Genomic DNA, 19,736 nt, shown 5'->3' with positions numbered 1-19,736 from the left:
ATGAGTTTCATTAACAAGCTCTTTTTCAATAACAAAAAAATACGCACCTTTTATATCACAAGGCTGCAACCCGGTGAGGTGGAAGAAAAAGTATTTTTAAAGAATGGTGAATACCGGGCCGATATAACCGCTACCAACAGCATGATCTGCCTCGACCCATTTTGCATGGCCGCATGGCTTACCACAGAACAGGCCGTCTTAACCAGTAACCAGGAGGCGGAAATACATTTTGTTAAAGGCATTTGGCATAACGCCGTAATTTATGTATCGCTGATTGAAAAGATTCCCACAGATCATGGTGTCTTATTTTTATTTAAGGTGGAAAAGGTAAAAAACCACCAGCTCAGCGCTTTACACAGGTTGGTCTTGTTTGCCTATTTCCTACGTTCAAAAGCTAATACTTATTACAGTCGCAGGGTTATCAGCGCCATGTACTCCTATCCGCGTAGCATTATCATTGTATCTTACAAGGACGATAATTATTGCAATATCTTCCCGATGGATATTCATGGATATATTGAACAGGAGGACATGTACATATTAGGCTTAAGAACTACCAATGTAACACTCAACAAAATTTTAGAGGCTAAAAAGGTAGTGGTATGCGATACCAGCGATGTGGATATCAATACAGTCTATGATTTGGGTAAACACTCCAGCAAATCGCCAACTTCGCCGAACCAGCTGCCATTTAAAACCACAGAAAGTGAATTGTTTAAATTTCCTATTCCTGAATTTATAGGATCATACAAGGAGATCGAAATTATCGCCAATCGAAAAATGGGTTACCACATGCTGATGATTGGTAAAGTGCTGAACAAAAAGAAGCGCAAGGAAAACCCGTCCTCGCTTTATCATGTCGGTTTTTTACAGTTCCAGAAGGGTAACTATGAAAGTATCGACGGGTTGTTTTAATACAGGCATTCATGTTGTACGTATCCATAAGCTATAGTTACTCCCCCGATTTTAACACGCCTGAAAGCTGGTTTAAAAGAACAGCAGGCTATGCAGGCATTTTCGAATGTTTAGCTAAGGAGAACAAAGTGATCAGCATTAAACAGATCAATTACGAGGGAATTGCCTCGCATAACGACGTCGACTATCATTTTGTAAACTTAAACAGGGACAAAACGCATTTTCCGTTCAGGATAAACAGGTATATAAAAAGCTTAAACCCGGACGTTGTGATCATACAAGGACTGCACAATCCTATCCAGTTGATCCATCTTCACTCCATCTTACCAAAAAAAACAAAGATCATCGCCCATCACCACGCAGAAAAGCCGCTGCCCGGCATGAAAAAATATAGGCAAAGGTGGGCCGATAGATATGTGGACGCCTACTTATTTGCTTCGATGGATATGGGACTGGAATGGGTGACCAAGGGTAATATATCTTCGGCTAAAAAACTTCATGAGGTAATGGAGGTTTCGTCAAACTTTTCCCCTGTTGATAAAGCATCGGCAAAGCAGAAAACCAGGGTTACCGGCAATCCCTACTTCCTTTGGGTTGGCAGATTAAATGATAACAAGGATCCCCTAAACGTAGTCCGGGCATTTTTGAAGTACTTAAAGACAAATCCGGACGCAAGTCTATATATGATCTATCATACCGACGAATTATTGCCCGAAATAAATTCACTGCTCGAAAACGATCCGAATGGTAAATCAATTATCATGGTCGGCAAAGTGCCACATGACGATTTGCTTTATTGGTATAACAGCGCCGATTTCCTGATCTCCGGTTCACACTATGAGGGTAGCGGCACAGCGGTTTGCGAGGCCATGTCGTGTGGATGCGTCCCAATTGTTACTGATATATTTTCGTTCCGGATGATAACTGATAATGGCAATTGCGGATTGCTTTATAAAGTTGGCGATGAAGCTGCTCTATTGGAAACATTGCTAAAACTTAAAATTCTGGATATTAAGCAAAAACAAGAGCTCTGTTTAAAATACTTTAAGGAAAAACTTTCCTTTGAGGCAATAGCGAAGCAAATCGATGAAATTGGGCGGCGTATCATTTCGTGACCTTTGTGCGGGGGTGCTGTGAGGACACAGCACAAGGGGAGATTGGGGATCTGATTACGTGGGAGATTCCCTGTGCCCGTGTCCTCACAGGCACATTGCCAGAAAACTCATGGTTAACCTCTATGAATCCACAAACAAACTGATCATATTTTTAGCTATCTGTTGTATGGGACACATCAATACTGGATCGTGATCCAACTTTTTACTTTTCAAAAGCGCTATCAGCTTCAAATTCATTTCATTAGCATTATTCACCACATGGTGGTGCCGGTAATCCTTGTCCATCGGCTTGCAGAACGACACTACCTGGGCACCGCTATACAATGCTTCGGATAAAACTGCGCCAAAGCCCTCATAACTTGACGGGTGCAAAAATATTTTCGATCGCTGCATTAATCGTAATACTTCCTTATGTGGCAGTTCTCCTTTGAATACAATACTTTCACTCACGCCTTTAGTCCGGGCCAACAGTTCTAACCTGTTCATATCAGGTCCGTTGCCGCAAATTACTGCCTTTATATCCGGCATAAATTCCTTTAAATAACTTACCGCTTCAATAAATACATCAAATTGTTTTAAGGGAATAAGGGAGCCTGCACCCAAAATATCTATCTCCCTTCTATGATGTGCCATATCAAATAATGATGTATCAATCCCGACTGGAATTACATGTAACGGTGTAACCTTATAATTTCTCTTAACCTCCCGTACCAGGAAATCTGAAAGTGCAATCAGCTGCTCGCCCTTAGGTTTAATCCATTTGAAGTATTTATTGCCTTTTTTGGCATCCTGGCCCAGCAGCCAGCTGTAATGAGGTAATTTATTTTGTTTCGCAAACCTGCTGCCTACAAAGGCACATTCACCCAGCCAAAAGCTCAGTAGACCTATCAGTCGATACTCCTTATTCAACCGCTTCAATATCAGCCAGGCCTTTAGCCAGGTTATCATCCTGAAGATTCGTCCCTTATCCTTACCTCCTATTGAAATTACCTTTACACCGTGCCAGTCGTATTCGGCAGCAAAAAATGGATATTGAAAGGTTAAAACGATGATGTTCAGTCCGGGGCAAACTTCCCTTAACGCCTTAACGAAGATCTGCTGCGGGGGCAAACAGGCAGTATCCGCCTTATCCTTCGGAAAGCCGGGACTGAGAATCACCAGTGTTTGCCGTTTATGCTTCATCAAGTGTTATAATTTTATTACAAAATTCAAGGCTTGCCTTGTTATGGGTGATAAAGAGGATCATTTTACCCTGTCTTGTCAACAATTGCATTTGCTTAAGAATTTCCCTTTCCGAAGCACCATCCATTTCGCTGAATGGCTCATCCAGTATCAGCAGGTCAAAATCATGGTAAAGCGCCCGGGCAAGCATGATCCGCTGCCGCTGGCCACCACTAATATTCTTACCATTCTCGTTGATGACCTTTTCCAAGCCCTCCGGATATTTCTCTAATAATTTATCGATGCCACAAACAGCGATTACCTCGTTCAACTTATCATTATCAAACCCATCCTCGCTCAACGTGATATTTTTAACAATAGAATCATTAATAAAAAACGGCTGTTGCTTAACGTACGATATTCGCTGGCGATAGGATGTTAGTTGTGCCGGACCTGCCGGTTTATTGTTTATGCAGATGTGCCCGTTCCCCGACGTTATAAATCCAAGTAAAAGATTAATGATGGTTGTTTTCCCCATACCGGAATTACCCGAAATGCCCACCAAATCACCGGGAACTAATTTAAAACTGAGGTTATTGATTATTTCATGTTCCTTGTATTTGAAGCTAATATTTTCGAAGCCGATTGATTTAATACTCTCCGGAGGTGTATTACTTACTGTTTCTTGTTTAGCAGCAGGCAAAAGATCAGTTAAGGTAAACTGGTAGGTTTTCATCTGTCCGGTGCTGTTCAGTATTTTAACAATACCGGGAATAATCTTGTAGGCAGCCGCCATAAACACTCCTACAGTAAGCATATTTATAGCCGGTGCATCGGCAGATAATTTATTAATGACAACCAGGATCAAAAAACCAAGCACAGCAAAGATCTCAACTAGTCGCGATGGCAGGCTTTGCAAGGTTTGCTGGGTGGCTATATTTTCATTAAGCTGATCCTGGTAACCGGAATACCTGTTGGTAAAAAAATCGTCCTTATCGTAAATATTACTCTCCACATAGCCTGCCAACGACTCATGCAAATGCTGCAGTGTTTTCTCGCTGGTTGTCTTAATATGGGCGCGTACATCCTTTAGCTTTTTACGCAGATACCAGCCCAACAGCACAACCGGCGGCAGTAAAAGAATAAACAACAACAGGAAAAGTGTGGGGTGATAAAAAAGAATTGCACAAACAGTAAAAAATATCAAAATGACCTGCGAAACGATCTGTTGAACATTGGTCAGGATATAATGACTAAACTCAATCGGCTGCTGACTGATGCGCCTGATCTGTACAGACGAATCGATGCTTACGAAACGGCCATAATCATCCGATAGGTAATTTAATATATTACGCTTTGAGAGCCGGGAAGCAACGTTATAAAAAAAATGGTGCTGTGATTTCAGCCCGATATAGCCAAATAAGTTCTTAACACTAAAGAGGACAAAGAAAACAACAATCAGTGTTAACGAACCGGAGTTCATCAACGCCTGGGGCAGGAATGAAATATTAGCAGGCGCAGTATTTTTTGTATACAGGTTCAGCACGAAAAGCAACGCACCTAAAAAGGCAATATCAAGCATGCCAATAACAAGATCGAAGATGATGAGCTGGTACAGCTTTATCTTTTCCCTGGTATTTAAAATAGCTGAAATACCTTGTAAAATCTGCTTCAAGTGCTTAAGGATGTAATGTGGATTATTAGGTTATAACACCTTTATGCACAGTACGAAGCGATTTTGAATTTGGTTGCCAGGAGAAGATTATTAATAAAAATTGTCATTGCGAGGAGGAACGACGAAGCAACCTCGTCGACATGCATATTCGATCTGCACAGTTACGAGATTGCCGCGCTATCGCTCGCAATGACAATTACGGGGAAGAGCTATTTCACCCTGTTGATAGAGATGTCTTCGTGAACCTCAACAGTTTTGCTGATAATGGTTTCTTTTTGTTCCATAACACCCTTCCAGAACCCGGCTGCCAACAGTCCGCCAAGTATGGGGGCCACAACAAACAACCAAAGTTGGCTAAGCGCTTTACCACCTGACAGCAATGCAGGGCCGAGGCTACGGGCAGGATTTACTGATGTGCCGGTGATAGGAATAACCACCAGGTGGATCAATGTTAATGATAAACCAATGGCCAAACCAGCCATTGCAGGGTTTGCTCTTTTAGCAGTGGTACCGTAAATAACGATAAGGAAAAGAAAGGTGAACACGGTTTCGGCAATAAATGCAGATTGCATAGAATACTTGCCGAGATAGGTTTCGCCCCATCCGTTTGATCCGAGGGCATATTCGCCCATCGAAAAACCGGGCCTGCCGGATAAGATCAGGTACAATACACCCGAAGCGCAAATTGCACCAATGCATTGCGAGATCACATAGCCAATACAATCCTTAGCGCTCAGCTTACCTGCAGCCAGCATTGAGATAGAAATTGCAGGATTGATGTGACAGCCGGAGATAGGACCGATAGCATACGCCATAACAACAACGCTGATGCCAAATGCCAGTGAGATGCCTAAAAGACCAATTCCCCAGGGAGCAACTCCATCAACATTGGCTCCGGCAATAACAGCTGAACCACATCCAAAAAGCACCAGGCAAAATGTACCGATGAACTCGGCTACATACTTAGTAAAGGGTTTAGTTTCCATAATTTATCAAAAGATTAGGTTTAAAATCAACTAAATATAAATAACAAATTATCAATTACGGAAGTATTGCAGAAAATAAAATACTAAGTAAACAATATGGTAAAATTAGTTTTCTTATCAGTTATTGTTTTTAATGAGAAATCAAAACCATGGTTCACGAGAATTTCACGCACTAAAGTGAGTCCTATCCCCTGTCCGTCCTTTTTGGTGCTGAAGAACGGGGAGAACAAATTTGCAGCATGCTCAGTGCTGATACCTGGGCCGGTATCAGAAATAATGAAGCTCTTTTTATCGGGTATGGTAGTGAATGTGATCTCACCCTTGAAGTCAATTGCCTCGATGGCGTTTTTTACAATATTGATCAGTACCTGCTCCATTTGCTGCTCATCGGCCATTATTTTAAAGGAACCACTAGCCAATTGAAACTTAAATTCAATTTCCTTTTCCTGCGCTTTGATGCCCATCAGTTTTGCAACGGAGATTACCAATTGATGCAGGTCGATAAGTTGTTTATTTGCCGAAGGTAGTTTAACCAGCTCGGCGAAATTCCGCATAAAGTAATTGAGGTTTTGGTTGCGGTCGATTGCTACCTGTAAGGCATCCTTTAGTGTATCGAACCGTTCGTTTTCCCAAAGTTTATCGGTTTTTAATGCCGATTGCATAATAGAGTTAACGGGACCAACTGTATTATTTACCTCATGCGCCATCATCCGGATAACTTTGCCATACACGTTCTTTTCTGCAGCGACTATCTCCGCGGTCAGGTCCTCAATCATAATAAAATGCCTTGAAAATCCACGGTCTATAAAGTGCGATTTTTGCAGCTTATAGGTATTTATGCCGTCAGGTTTTACAACTACGGTTTCTCCCGATTTCAGCAACTTTATCTGGTCAAATAGTGGATGTCCGAGATCGTCTATCGGGTGGTTCAGCACATGCCTTGCCTCCATCTCTAATATTTGTAAAGCCTTTGGATTGACCTGTTGCACATTATCGTCAAAATCTAAAATAATAATTCCCGTTGGAGAGGTAAAGATCAGCTTCTCCAAAAAAAAGTGCTGCTGCTCCTGCCGGGTGCGTTCGGTACGCAACTCGTCCATCATCTGGTTATAAACATCCGTCAGCTGATCAATCTCGTGTTTACCGGTGGATAAGAATTTTACGTTAAAATCTCTATCCTTTATTGCTTCTACCCCCTGCATCAGGGTTTTCAGGGGCTGGATAAGCTGCTGGTATAACTGGATGGCAATGATAATTGAGATAAGCACAAATACTTCCGACACAATAAACCAAACCCTGCTGTCATTGAAAATAAACCAGGTAACCACCAGGGCCACCATGTGAATGATCACAACAAACAGGATGTACTTAGTCCTCAGCTTCATCGTAAGGAATTTGGTATTTATCGAGCCGCCGGTATAAGGCACTCCGGGTAAGCCCCAAAGAGGCAGCAGCCTTGGCGATCTTGTTTTTATGGTGATCCATCGCGCGCTTTATCATTTCAACTTCCACTTCCTCCAATGTCAAAGTCCCGATGCCGGGCAATTGTATGTCTCCCTTTTTTACCGGCGATAATTCCAGTTGCGATCGAAAGTCATCAATATCCAGCTCATCATTTTTGCTAACCAGGATAGTTCGTTCCACTATGTTTTTCAGCTGCCTGATGTTGCCGGGCAAGGGCAGTTGCTGCAGCCACTTCATAGCGCTGCCCGCTACCGACAATGAAGGACGACCGTAAATTTCCTTTAAGTTATTGATAAAATAATTCACCAGCAAGGGAATATCCTTGGGCCTGTTGCGCAGGGCGGGCAGGTAAATGGTGATGAGGTTGATCCGGTACAGCAAATCCTCCCTAAATGTGGTTTTGCTTACCATTTCACCAAGATTTTTATTGGTAGCACAAACAACCCGCACATCCACCGATTTCGTCTTGCTGCTGCCAAGCACTTCATAAGTCCTGTCCTGTAACACGCGTAACAGCTTCACCTGGCTGCCGGCATCAAGATCGCCAATCTCATCAAGGAAGATCGTTCCCTTATTAGCCAGTTCAAAGCGGCCGGTGCGATCAAAACGTGCATCTGTAAAAGCCCCCCGCACATGGCCGAACATCTCGCTTTCAAATAGGGAAGTGGAAATGCCGCCGAGGTTTACTTTTACAAACGGCTTGCTTCTTCGCAGGCTATTCTGGTGTACCGCCTCGGCAATCAGTTCCTTACCCGTACCGCTCTCACCCATTATCAATATCGAGGCATCGGTTCCGGCAACACGGCCTATGGTTTCCAATATGTTCAACATTTTAGGATCTTCCCCAATTATATGCTGAAAATCGTAAGTTTTATCGAGCTGTTTGCGTGTGTGATGCTCCGTCTTTTTTTCCTTTAGGTCGAGCAATGTTTTAACTGATTGCAGCAAATGATCATTACTCCATGGTTTATTGATGAAATCATTGGCGCCAAGCTTCATTCCCTGCACAGCAAGTTCAATGCTTGCCCAGCCTGTTATCAGGATAATTGGTAAAGTGGCGTCAATTTGTTTGATCTTACCCAACAAATGCATCCCTTCTTTGCCCGAGGTATCGTTTGAAAAATTAAGGTCGAGGATGATCAGCTCCGGCTCATGTTTTTTTATTTTTTTAATTGCATCGGCAGGTTCAGAACTGTCCATTACATCATAACCTTCGTTTTTCAACAACAAAAGCAGCGATGTTCTGACGGCAATATCATCATCAATAATTAGTACCATATTTTATACAAGTATAACCCGGATTTATCAGATTTCACGGATTTATTTGGATGCCGAAACCGTGATTAAATTGATTAAAAGAATTTATACGGATGTCAATCTTAAAATTATCATCCATAAAAATCCTTAAAATCTGCTAAATCCAGGTTATTCTTCATGCAATGCCACAGCCGGGTAAATCGCAGCGGCCTGTTTTCCCGGATACAGCGAGCATAAAAACACCAGCACATAAATAAACCCGATAGAACAAAAAATGGCTACAATGTAGATGCTTGCCGGCAGGTCAAATACATTTAATAAAGGGAACTGGATGGCAAAAAACGTCCCTAAAATTAAGGAAAGCGTTGCCAGGATCATTGATTCAGTTATCAATTGCGATGAAACAGAATTACCAGTGGCCCCTACTGCCCTGCGCAAGCCAATTTCGCCACGTCTTTTGTTAATATTATACCACAGTACACCAAACAGCCCCAACGCTACATTTATAACTAAAAAGCCGCCTACAATTAATAATACAATCATTGGCACCAGGGTAAAATAATTGATGTCCTTACGTTTACTGGTTAAATGTTCAATTTCAACGTTCGAGTCTTTCATATAGTTGGCCAGTGTTTTGTATAGCCGGGCCTCAAAAGCAGCGGTAGCACCCGGGGTAACCTGTACCATAATTTTTCCAAGCGAATGGAAAGAGCCGGTATCGGTACGATGATAAACAGCATAACCGGCCGGTGCATAATCTCCTTTTGCTTTAACTCCCTGGATCACACCAATTATTTTCATAGCATTTTTATCGTGGCCGGGCTGGTCGCCATCGCCAACCAATTTCCCCACGGCCCGTTCATTTCCAAAAAGTTTTTCTTTTAAATCAGAACTAATTATAATGGGCCTGTTTTTTGCAGCTACATCTCCTTTGTTAAACCATCTTCCCTCCAGGAGTTCAGCGGTCATGGTATTTTTATAGCTGTCTTCCACCGTATATTGGTTTACGCCGCCCACCGGGTTTCCTTTATAATTTACAGAACCCTGCCATGTATTTTGGGAGAAAGGCACGTTATCACTGCAAAAACTTATTTCTTTAACATCTGGCAAGGCTTTTAAATTTTGCCGCAGGGTTTCGTAAAATTGGGTAAGCGAATCGGTATTGGTCGCTTTATAAGCGTTATTATAGTTTACCACCCACACATTTTTATATTCAAAGCCCATCGGCTTTTTATAGTTATTGTAATAGTATACCAGCAGTGTAAACACAGCAAATAAGACCAGGAACGAGAATAACATCTCGGACATTAATAAAAAGTTTTGCTTCTTTTTATTCCAGATCAGTTTAAATAAATGCTTGAACATAATATTTTGATTTAAATGATTTGACAATTGTTATTGCGCCTTCAGCGCAGTAACTACGTTCAGTTTTGACATTCGCCATGCCGGGTAAACGCCGGATAGCAGGCCAAAGAAAAAGCAAATGAGCAGGCCAATACCCAACACCGTAAAGTTTAGCGTTAATACCAGGTTAGGGATCAGGTTTGCACCGTTTAATACCTGCAGGGCCACTACTGACAGTATTACACCTATCAGGCCCCCTAATAAAGTGAGGATAATATTCTCAACAATAAACTGATAAACCAACGTACCTGATGATGCGCCAAATGCTTTTCTGACGCCTATCTCGGATGATCGTTCCATTATCCGCGTTATGTTAATATTGACCAGGTTAAGGGTAGGCAGCAGCATTACCAGTAAGGCAAATATGCTGATTGCCGTAATCGCTATAGTTATACCGGAATGCTGTTCATCGCCTGCATCAACATAACTGCGGATATAGGGATCGGCATGGCTGTATATTTTAATAACCTCCTTGCGCGGCATTGGCAGCCTATTTATCATATCCTCGTACTCAGCGTGCATTTTAGGTACATCGGCACTTGAATTTGCCAGGAAAACCCCAAAAAAGCCACCCTGGTAACTCTTATCTTTCCTAAAATCGGTTTTTGCTACTGTATAGGGCAGGTAAATATCGCTGTAGACCATATAGCTGGTTATAGGTACACTTTTCACCACCCCGGTTACCCTGTATTTAACATTGTCGGCCTCAATATATTTACCAACTACCGAAGGCACATCACCAAAATACTCCCGTTTCATATCTTCGGATATTACAGCTACTTTATCGGCATTATCAATTTGCTGCTTAGTAAATGCTTTGCCTTCTGTAAAATCATATTCCATTATATCCCAATAGTCTCCATTGGTGTATTTGTAGTTTACTGCAATTTTTTTGTTATTTACGTAGGTATTGGTGCCGTTAAAACCCGATGAAATGCCCACTTTAACAGGAGTTTTCAAAGAGCGGCCATAGTGATCAAAAAGGTAAAACGACGCGGGTCCCGAGCTTCTCCCGTCCTTCATGCTCAGCTGAATCCGGGACACGTATAATGAGCGGTCACGTTTTCTGTCGGGATAGCTGTCACCTACAACTTTATCAATAAAGGCGGTTAATACCAGCAATATGGTAAGTGTAAAGCTGATACCGAACAGGCTGATAAACGTAAAGAACTTCCTCCTCCGTAATACCGCTATTGCTATTTTAAAATAATTTTTAAGCATAATCTTAATTTTTAGGCTGATTAATTACTGAACCTGTGAACCATCAAATAGGCGAACCAGACGATGGGTTTTGTGCGCCATGTTTTCGTCATGCGTAACCATTACTATGGTTGTACCGTCTTTTTGGTTAAGCTGCATCAGTATGTCCATAATTTCGTTCCCCATGGCACTGTCAAGGTTACCGGTAGGCTCATCGGCGAGTATAATTTCGGGGCGACCAACAATTGCCCTGGCTATAGCTACACGCTGTTTTTGTCCGCCTGAAAGCTGGTTGGGAAAATGCTTTATCCGGTTAGCAAGTCCAACTTTTTCCAAAGCTTCAGTGGCAAGCTTTCTTCTCTCTTTTGCCGAACCTGAACGGTATAGTAAAGGCAGTTCCACATTATCCAGCACCTGTAGGTCATTGATCAAATGATAGCTTTGGAAGATAAAGCCAAGCTTCTGATTGCGAAAATTTGCCAGCTGCTTGTCTGACAGGTGATCTGTTTTTTGATCGGCTATTTTAATGGCCCCTTTTGATGGCTGATCCAACAGGCCCATTATGTTTAGCAATGTGCTTTTACCACAACCTGACGGCCCCATTATAGACAGGAACTCCCCTTTGGCTATGTCAAGGCTGATACTGTTTAGCGCCAGTGTTTCTACCGTATTGGTGCGATATACTTTCTCGATGTTTTGTAAGCTTATCATATTTTTAATTAGTGAATTAGTGAGTGGGTGAATTAGTGATTTATTTTAGTTATTGAATTGATGATCTTATTGTGTTTTATTAGTTTTAGATCTTTCCGATTTTGAGCTTTCTGCTTTTGTCTTTCTGCTTTCCGCTCATTTATAATTTATTTTTTCGTTTTTTTCAAAGTCATAAAGCGACAGGTAGCGCAACTGATAATACGCGCTCCAAAAATCACGGAGGGATTGTACGTAGTCCCTTTTTGCCTGATCGTTTTCCTGGAAGGCAATACTAAGGTCGGTAATGCTCAGATCGCCCAAAACATACCTTTCCCTTGCTATTTTGTATTTTTCTGATGCTATGCTGTCCGCCTCTGCCGTAAGGGTCAACTGATCTTTCATTACGTTAAACAGGGAAACCTGTGTAACTATCTGCTGCTTAAAGGTTTGCTTATCCTGTTCAACTGAGTATTCAGTGAATTTCTGGTTTGCTTCTGCCGTTTTTATCTTAGCCTTTGACCGTCCCCAGTCGAGCACGGGGATAGAGAACTGCAGCTCTATCAATTGCTGGTTTTGCGGCGACCTGTAAACCCCCACAATATTTTTGGCTGAATTGGAAGTGCCAATATTAGCTGTTAAAGTTGCCGTTAAACCTGTTTGTCCATGAGCCAGGGCAACATCACGCTTTGCTTCGGCAATACGCCGCATAAATGCTATCGCGTCCGACCGGTTTGAAAAAGCTTCGGCCAAAACTTTGTCGGCAGTCACGGTCATTTGGCTAATGGTTTCGGGCACCTGCAGTACAATTTTTTCATCGCCCTCCTGCCCTATGTAGCTGCGCAGGTTAAGAGTGGCTATTTCCATATCGCGTTTGGCTGTACCCACTGCTTTTTTTGCATTTAGCTGTTCCAGCTGTAATTGCAGGATCTCGTTTTTTGAAACTTTACCCAGATCGAACTTTAAATTGGCTATTTTCAGGATCTTTTGGGTATTTATGAGGTTTGCTTCGGCCGTTTGCAGGTTTACCTGGGCAAGCAGCAGGTCAAAAAAGTAGCCGGTTACCGTTATAGAGATCTGCTCCTGCGCTTCAATATAAGCCTGCCTGCTTTCATTGTATAACAACGGCTGGATCTTTTTATCCCACTTTAAACTGTTAAACTGTCCCAATGGCTGACTAAAGCCGATTGCATACGGAACGCCATTGTACAAAATGCTGTTCCTGTCGAAATCATCAAACCGCTGCATTTGCGTTTGCCCGTAAATAGTTGCGCCTGTTGCGGTAATGCTTTGGCTGAAGTTTAATGTTAGCGATGAATTATCATAATGAATTGGCTGGAATATTATGGTACCGTCAGGTTGTACAACCGGGGTGCTTGTTTTGCTGTAGCCAGGCAAATTGCCGTTTAATGATAATTGCGGCTGATAATTTGACTTATAAGTACGCCATTGCCAATACTTGGTTTCGCGGGTGGTAACGGCTTGCTTGGCAGCAATAGAATTATCTTTTGCCATAGCCACCACCTCCTTTAAAGTAAGCCTGGTCGAATCAGCCCCCCCGCTGCAAAATGCGTTGAGGCTGATGGTTAAAAGTAATATTGTATATAACAGTTTCATAAACACGATTTAAAGATTTAATGGATTTTCACGATTCAACTCAATCAATCTAATCCAACCCAATCAACTACTCACTTACAGTGATCTCCTTTGAATTTTTATATTCGCTCATATCCGAATTGATCACCACATCACCGGGTTTTACACCGTCTTTAATTTCCACGAAATCAAAATTTGTGAGGCCGATGTGAACCGTGCGCCTTTCGGCTTTGCCGTTGTTTATTACGAAAATATCCTGCAACTCGGGGCCTTTAAAAGCCGGGCCATTTGCGATACGCATAATGTGGTTATGGGTAGCGGTTACCAGGTAAACATCCACTTTCATATTAGGGCGCAACTGTTTGTTATTGCGTTCATCCAGCTGAATATCAAACGAGATTATACTATTTTGAATTGATGGGGATACATTTACAACATGCCCGCGCAGTTGTAAATCATTTATCAGGATTATAACGGGGAGGCCGGCATGCAGCTGATCAAGTGAATTATCTGAAATACTGCCCTGCACCTTAAAGCTTCCCAAATCGGCAATGCGGGCAAGCGATTCGCCTTCGTGTACATTTGCACCAATATTTCTGTTCACGTAAGTTACCACACCTGCCCGGGTTGCCACAATATTTGCAAGGTTCAGCTTGCGCTGCAAGGCATTTAAATCGCTGCTTAAAATATCAGAAGCTATTTCGGCCTCCTTTATTTCTATCTGCATGGTTTGCTGCTTGTTCTTTACCTCGTTTTCCAGCTGTTTCTTTTCAAGCTGTGCAACTTTTAAATTCAGTTCAGCCTGCTCTATGCCTTCGCGGGTGCCACCGCCCGCTTTGAATAAGCGTTTGGCATTTTCAACAGCATCGGCCAGGTTATCAATACGCAGTTTCTTAATGTCATTGTTCGACTGGATGTCGTAGAAGCTTTTACTAAGGTCGAGCCTGAGCTTTTTGATCTCGTTCTGTTTTGATTCCAGCTGAAATTTCAATTTTTCGAAATCTGTTTGGGTAGCAGATTTATCAAGTGTGAGGATAGACTGACCAGCCTTTACCTTGTTACCGGCATCCATAATCACATTTTTTATAGATGCATTTATCGGGCTGGTCAGGATTTCCTCGAATTCCGGCAAAACCTCACCTGTTGCATTTATGGTGTTTTCAATATTGCCGGTCTCAATTTTGGCGGTTGTGATCTCTGATCTTTTTATTGAAGATTTGAATGTCGACCTGACGCCCCAGATCAAAACAATAAAAACGGTGATGGCGATTATAGCGATGACAAATGTCTTTTTTCTCCGCTGAGTTGTAACTTCCTGTGTAATTTCTTTATCCATTATAGTACCTTGTATAGCATAGTTACTTGCAATAGCTGTGCCATAGCATTAATACTGATAATTAGATAGTTATAATTTTTGAATTTTAAAAAAGTGATCGATATCGGACAAAAAGTTCGTAAACGAACCGTTGATTAAAGATGATTAAATGATTTCGTTGATTTCCTAACAAATTCAAATCAACGAAATCGTTTAATCATTAAAAAATCAACGGTTAAAATCAGCGGTTAAAGACATCCTTCAATGCTCTTTTTGCCGCATGATAACCACACATACCGTGAACACCTCCTCCGGGCGGAGTGGATGATGAGCAGATATAAAGTCCTTTTGCAGATGTCTTATAGGGCGACCACCGCAACACAGGGCGTGTAAACAATTGGCCGAGATCAATTACACCACCATTAATATCACCACCGATATAGTTAGGATTATATTCCTCCATTTGCACCGTGTTCATGGTATGCCTTGCGAGGATGGTGTCTTTAAATCCCGGAGCAAATCGTTCTACCTGGTTTTCAATAATGGCTGTCATATCTTTTTCCGAACTATTCGGAACGTGGCAATAAGCCCAGGCGGTATGTTTTCCCTGCGGTGCGCGGGTTGGATCTATTATAGTCGGTTGGGCGAGTAGTACAAACGGCTTATCCGGATGTTTACCATCCCAGATCTCCTGTTCCGCCTTGGCTATTTCTTCAAAAGTATTACCGATATGAATAGTCCCAGCCTTGTGGCACCCGTCGGCGGTGAATGGAATCGGGGTATCCAACGCCCAATCTATCTTAAAAACCCCAGCGCCATACCTGTAGCGTTCCATTTGCCATTTATAAATGGATGAAAACTTATGCCCGGCAATTTTCAGTAATTGCCTTGGTGTTACATCAAACAAAACAGCATGAGCAGATGGCAATTGCTGTAATGAAGTAATGTAAGTATTTGTCTCTATTTTGCCCCCTATCGAAGTAAAATACGATACCAGGGCATTGGCAATCTGGTTTGATCCGCCTTTAGGAATTGGCCAGCCCTTTAAGTGGCCATTCGCCATCAATACCAATGCGATGGCAGAAGTGGCTAAATTAGTTAATGGCTGGATTGAATGGGCTGCCATGCCTGCGAGTAATCCCCTTGCTTCGGGAGTTTTAAAACGCTTTACCAAATTGCTGGCGGAAGTTAGGGCAGGTAAACCAAACCTAGCCATCCTCAGCGGGTATTTGGGAAAATGTAAAGGTCCTAATACGTCTGAAGCAATTAATGGCCAATCCTTTACCACCGGTTCGATTAGTTTGACATACCCTGCAGCGTCATCACCTAGCAGGTTTGCCGTTTCTTCAACGGTGCCTTTTAATATTGTAGCGGTGCCATTATCAAATGGATGAGCGGCAGCTATTTCAGGGTATAAATATTCAAGTCCGTGATTGTCTAAAGGTAATGTCTCAAAAAATGGAGATGCCACTGCAAGCGGGTGTACGGCCGAACAGATGTCATGAAGATAACCGGGCAAGGTAAGTTCGGCGGTTCGCAAACCACCTCCAATGGTTGGTTTGCCTTCCAACAATAAAACCGACAGCCCTTTTTGCTGCATCAGGATTGCCGCAGCCAAACCGTTAGGCCCGGAGCCTACCACTATGGCGTCGTAATCCCTTCTTTCAAGCTTCATTAGAAATCAGAATAAGCGGCCGGATGCAAAAATATAGCGTCCACATGCGACACATTGTTCTGGTATTCCGCCTTTGCCGACAAGGTTTTCCAATAAGGGTCTTCACCAAATGCCTTCCAAAGCTTATCATGATCGGCCATACTATTAAAGGTAACCATATACATCAGGTTTGGCATGTGCGCTCCTGCTATCACTTCTGAATAAAATACCGCGTTAAATCCAAGTCGTTTAAACAAGGCAACCTCATCGCCGTCATTAAACATTTTCACCTTGTTCACATTGTATTTCTCGGTTGCACTTTCGTAACTGCGCAGCTCATAGATCCGGTCAGTCTTTTTTGCCGTAAGCTCTGGAACAGCCGCGAATAACATTTTAGGAAAGGCGCTCAGTAAAATAGTTTCTATGCGGGTATACGGAGCGTCTTTATATGATGCATCTATAAAATCCTTGCCATCGGTTTGATATTGCTGATCGGCGGTTAATTGCTGGTCAGCTTTTTTAAACTGATCCCAGGTTTTGAACGGGATAAATACGTAGATGCGTTTACCCAAAGTATCACCCTCGACAGGTTTAAATACCCCTACCGACTTAACGCCCAACCTGTGAAGTGCCGGCAAGTATGCATTTTGCAAATATTTATCCGCCAGGTCTTCCTGCGTCTGGGTTTTAAAATGATAGATCTTTAACTGGTAATAATAACCATCTGCAGCCTTAACAATACTGCTAAAACTTACCAAAACAGCAATGACTACAGTTAAAAACAGGTATCGAAGTTTTCTTAATCCCTTCATAGTTCAATGGTTAACTTTGTGAATTTATTTTACCCAATTCGCTTCCAGCATCTTCATAAAATATCCCCCCACAACGCTGCGTGCCTGGAAGCCTACCATTTTACCATCTTTGGTTTCATGCCAATCACTTAGTGGCACCCGCGATGGTGTTTCGGTAGCGTATTTATAAACGGGGTCGATCAGCGCTTTAAAATCCTTTTGATTGTCAGCCAACGATGCAGTCCAAACAATCCAATCTGATTTAGTGTAGGTTTTTCGGCTATCCAACGGTAAACCGAATTCGTTCTGTTTGGTTAAATAATAGTCGATCTCCTTTTTATAAACCTGCGCCGGGAATAAATGCAGACCTAAAACCTTATCCCAAATCAGGTTATATTTCTGGCTCCAGGTATCTTTTTTCTCAAACACTAATGAATAGTGGTCGCCGGCATCGGCAAGCTTTTGCCACCTGTTGGCCATGTCCAGGGCGATAGCTTTGTATTTTTGTGCTACAGCCTTTTGGCCAAGCTTGTCGGCCATATCGGCATAAGCGCCTAAAGCCACAATTGCCTTCACCGATAAATTTGCATTACGCGCCAAATGCCCGGCAAAATCATCTGTACAAAGCTGGTTACCCGGATCAAATCCATTCTCGCTTAAATAATTCGCCCAAACACTTAGTGTTTTCCAATGCTTTTTGGCGTATGCTGTATTGCCTTCTGCCTTTACTATAGCAGCGGTAAGTATAATCATGTTGCCTGATTCCTCAACCGGCATATTTTCACCATAGGTTTGTCCATTGGCAAGCGGGTAAGTTCCCAAATCATGCGCAGCAAAGTCATGCCCCCAATTTTTTCCATCGCAATAAAAAAAGATGCCATTTAACATCCCTTCCAGTAACCTTGGATTATAAATTAAGTATAACGGGGCCGACGGATAAGTTACGTCCACGGTATTTATCGATCCATTGCTAAAGTTTTCCTTAGAAAGGAATAAAACAGTTCCCTGCGGACTTTTTAACAGTTGATGTGCAGCAATACTTTGACGATAGCCCAATACACACAGATCAGCATAGTTTTTACCCCCTGCCTTTAATGCAGCGCTGTACATGCTCTTGTTAAAGGCATCGCATTTCTGTATTACAGATGTATAATCTGCAGCTGCGGTAGTTAATTCCTTATCGATAGTTGCACCAGTGGTTTTCCACCATGGCTTTAAATTTTGTTTAAAGTATTGAACCGAGTAGATATCATCATAACCAAGCTCTACAAATTTTTCCTTTGCTACAGCTCCTATACTTCCAAAATCAATCACTGTATTTAAAGCCAATTGTTTTCCCTGTTTTACCAGGGTATTGGCTCCTTGGCCAAGAAATGAGTTTACCGATTCTCCCTGTGTTGTTATGTATTGTACCGCCTTTGCAGCAGCCGGCGCGGCTACGTACATATATCCCCAGTCAATCCGCAGGTCGTCGCCCTTTTTCTGCAGTATCGGTTGAGCTACAGTTCCGGCCTTAAGAACTGATAATGATTGCGTAAGATATTTTTGCGCGGTGACAGTTTGTGTGGGCGTGTTAACTGCTATAGCTGTTGAAGCGCTGAGAAACACCTTAACATTATGGTTTTTGCCATCGTTTGATTTTACCTTATAGCTGATATATGAAACCGGCCTTGAGAAAAGGTTTAAGTCGTTCATTAACAGCGGAGAGGTAAATGTTAGCTTCAGATCGACACCAACACACTCAAAATCATAAATGGTTTGGGTTGCATTTACGGTAACATCTTTTTGTTTAGCCAATAATATGCCTGTCGGCTTGGCTTTTACTTCGTTAACTAATCCAGCATCAAGCCATGCACCGCCGGCGGTGTTTGCGCAATGGATGGCCAGCACATTTTTGCCTTTAATCAGACTGTTTTTGATTTTTTCTTTTAGGGGGATAAGCTTAAAGTCGCTTACCCAACCAACTTTATTATAGATTTTCTCGCCGTTTAAATATACTTCTACATTATCATCATGGTATAGCTTTAAAAACAAACGATCGATTTTCAGATCATTAAGTGCAAAGGTTCTTCTAACCCAAATATCCTTGCTTGCCCAAACGGTTTTAGCCTGTTTTTTATCATCTGAAAACGGCGCAGTTCCTGTTTGCCATTTGGAATCGTCATATTTCACTTCCTGCCAGTTACCGGTTGGTTCTGCTTCGGTATATTGACATTTATAGGCTTGCTCGTCTGCCGCAGGTAGTATGGTTGCATAAGATGGTACATCCTTACCCAAAAAACGATAAACGGTGTTATCAACCTTAATCATCCCGATCAACGATTGGTCCTTACCTGTCCAATGCCTTGTTGGATGCGCGTTTAAGCTATCCGTCATCGACCAGATGCTGAAATAGGTATTGTGGGTAATTAAGGGATAAGCCGGGGCCTTTGTAACCTGGGCGTTAACTAAATTACAGGCAAACGCAAGCAGCAATAATGCTATCGTTAGTTTTTTGTTCATGATGTAGGGATAAT

15 protein-coding genes are annotated in these 19,736 nt (G+C 42.2%); 2 read left to right on the top strand and 13 right to left on the bottom strand.

The window, feature by feature from the left end:
- Complete coding sequence (locus KXD93_RS20165; protein ID WP_258139155.1) at positions 1-915, top strand: hypothetical protein; 915 nt, start codon at positions 1-3, stop codon at positions 913-915.
- Positions 916-926: 11 nt separating this feature from the next.
- The gene (locus KXD93_RS20160) at positions 927-2,030 is read left to right on the top strand and encodes a glycosyltransferase family 4 protein (protein ID WP_258139154.1); all 1,104 of its coding nucleotides are present in this window, start codon (positions 927-929) and stop codon (positions 2,028-2,030) included.
- 120 nt (positions 2,031-2,150) lie between these two features.
- Here the strand turns inward: KXD93_RS20160 and KXD93_RS20155 are convergent, their stop codons facing one another.
- The 13 genes from KXD93_RS20155 to KXD93_RS20095 all read right to left on the bottom strand — a co-directional run bounded on the left by KXD93_RS20155 (position 2,151) and on the right by KXD93_RS20095 (position 19,722).
- On the bottom strand, positions 2,151-3,212 hold the full coding sequence (locus KXD93_RS20155) for a glycosyltransferase family 4 protein (protein WP_258139153.1): 1,062 nt from the start codon (positions 3,210-3,212) through the stop codon (positions 2,151-2,153).
- Positions 3,202-4,866, bottom strand: a complete 1,665-nt coding sequence (locus tag KXD93_RS20150; RefSeq protein ID WP_258139152.1) for an ATP-binding cassette domain-containing protein — start codon at positions 4,864-4,866, stop codon at positions 3,202-3,204. The genes KXD93_RS20155 and KXD93_RS20150 overlap by 11 nt, the downstream gene beginning before the upstream one ends.
- 209 nt (positions 4,867-5,075) lie before the next feature.
- Entirely contained in the window at positions 5,076-5,852 is a 777-nt protein-coding gene (gene aqpZ, locus KXD93_RS20145) for an aquaporin Z (protein ID WP_258139151.1), read from the bottom strand.
- Positions 5,853-5,935: 83 nt separating this feature from the next.
- Entirely contained in the window at positions 5,936-7,237 is a 1,302-nt protein-coding gene (locus tag KXD93_RS20140; RefSeq protein WP_258139150.1) for a sensor histidine kinase, read from the bottom strand.
- Positions 7,221-8,594 carry a sigma-54-dependent transcriptional regulator gene (locus KXD93_RS20135; protein ID WP_258139149.1) on the bottom strand — a complete coding sequence of 458 codons (1,374 nt, stop codon included), beginning with the start codon at positions 8,592-8,594 and terminating at the stop codon, positions 7,221-7,223. The genes KXD93_RS20140 and KXD93_RS20135 overlap by 17 nt, the downstream gene beginning before the upstream one ends.
- Positions 8,595-8,741: 147 nt before the next feature.
- Positions 8,742-9,938, bottom strand: coding sequence for an ABC transporter permease (locus tag KXD93_RS20130; protein WP_258139148.1), 1,197 nt, complete (start codon positions 9,936-9,938; stop codon positions 8,742-8,744).
- A 30-nt stretch (positions 9,939-9,968) separates the two neighbouring features.
- Positions 9,969-11,198 (bottom strand): ABC transporter permease, encoded by a 1,230-nt coding sequence (locus tag KXD93_RS20125; RefSeq protein WP_258139147.1) that lies wholly within the window; start codon positions 11,196-11,198, stop codon positions 9,969-9,971.
- A gap of 24 nt (positions 11,199-11,222) precedes the next feature.
- On the bottom strand, positions 11,223-11,888 hold the full coding sequence (locus KXD93_RS20120; RefSeq protein ID WP_258139146.1) for an ABC transporter ATP-binding protein: 666 nt from the start codon (positions 11,886-11,888) through the stop codon (positions 11,223-11,225).
- A 135-nt stretch (positions 11,889-12,023) separates the two neighbouring features.
- Positions 12,024-13,481 (bottom strand): TolC family protein, encoded by a 1,458-nt coding sequence (locus tag KXD93_RS20115; protein ID WP_258139145.1) that lies wholly within the window; start codon positions 13,479-13,481, stop codon positions 12,024-12,026.
- A gap of 67 nt (positions 13,482-13,548) precedes the next feature.
- Positions 13,549-14,796: an efflux RND transporter periplasmic adaptor subunit gene (locus tag KXD93_RS20110; protein WP_258139144.1), complete on the bottom strand. Its 1,248-nt coding sequence runs from the start codon at positions 14,794-14,796 to the stop codon at positions 13,549-13,551.
- Positions 14,797-15,016: 220 nt separating this feature from the next.
- Entirely contained in the window at positions 15,017-16,450 is a 1,434-nt protein-coding gene (locus KXD93_RS20105; protein WP_258139143.1) for a phytoene desaturase family protein, read from the bottom strand.
- On the bottom strand, positions 16,450-17,241 hold the full coding sequence (locus KXD93_RS20100) for an NIPSNAP family protein (RefSeq protein ID WP_258139142.1): 792 nt from the start codon (positions 17,239-17,241) through the stop codon (positions 16,450-16,452). The genes KXD93_RS20105 and KXD93_RS20100 overlap by 1 nt, the downstream gene beginning before the upstream one ends.
- Positions 17,242-17,265: 24 nt before the next feature.
- Complete coding sequence (locus KXD93_RS20095) at positions 17,266-19,722, bottom strand: glutaminase family protein (protein WP_258139141.1); 2,457 nt, start codon at positions 19,720-19,722, stop codon at positions 17,266-17,268.
- Positions 19,723-19,736 lie beyond the last annotated feature (14 nt).

Source organism: Mucilaginibacter phenanthrenivorans (assembly GCF_024721155.1).
GTDB lineage: Bacteria > Bacteroidota > Bacteroidia > Sphingobacteriales > Sphingobacteriaceae > Mucilaginibacter > Mucilaginibacter phenanthrenivorans.
The sequence above is the reverse complement of the archived record's forward strand: the minus strand, read 5'-3'. Positions and strand labels throughout refer to the sequence as shown.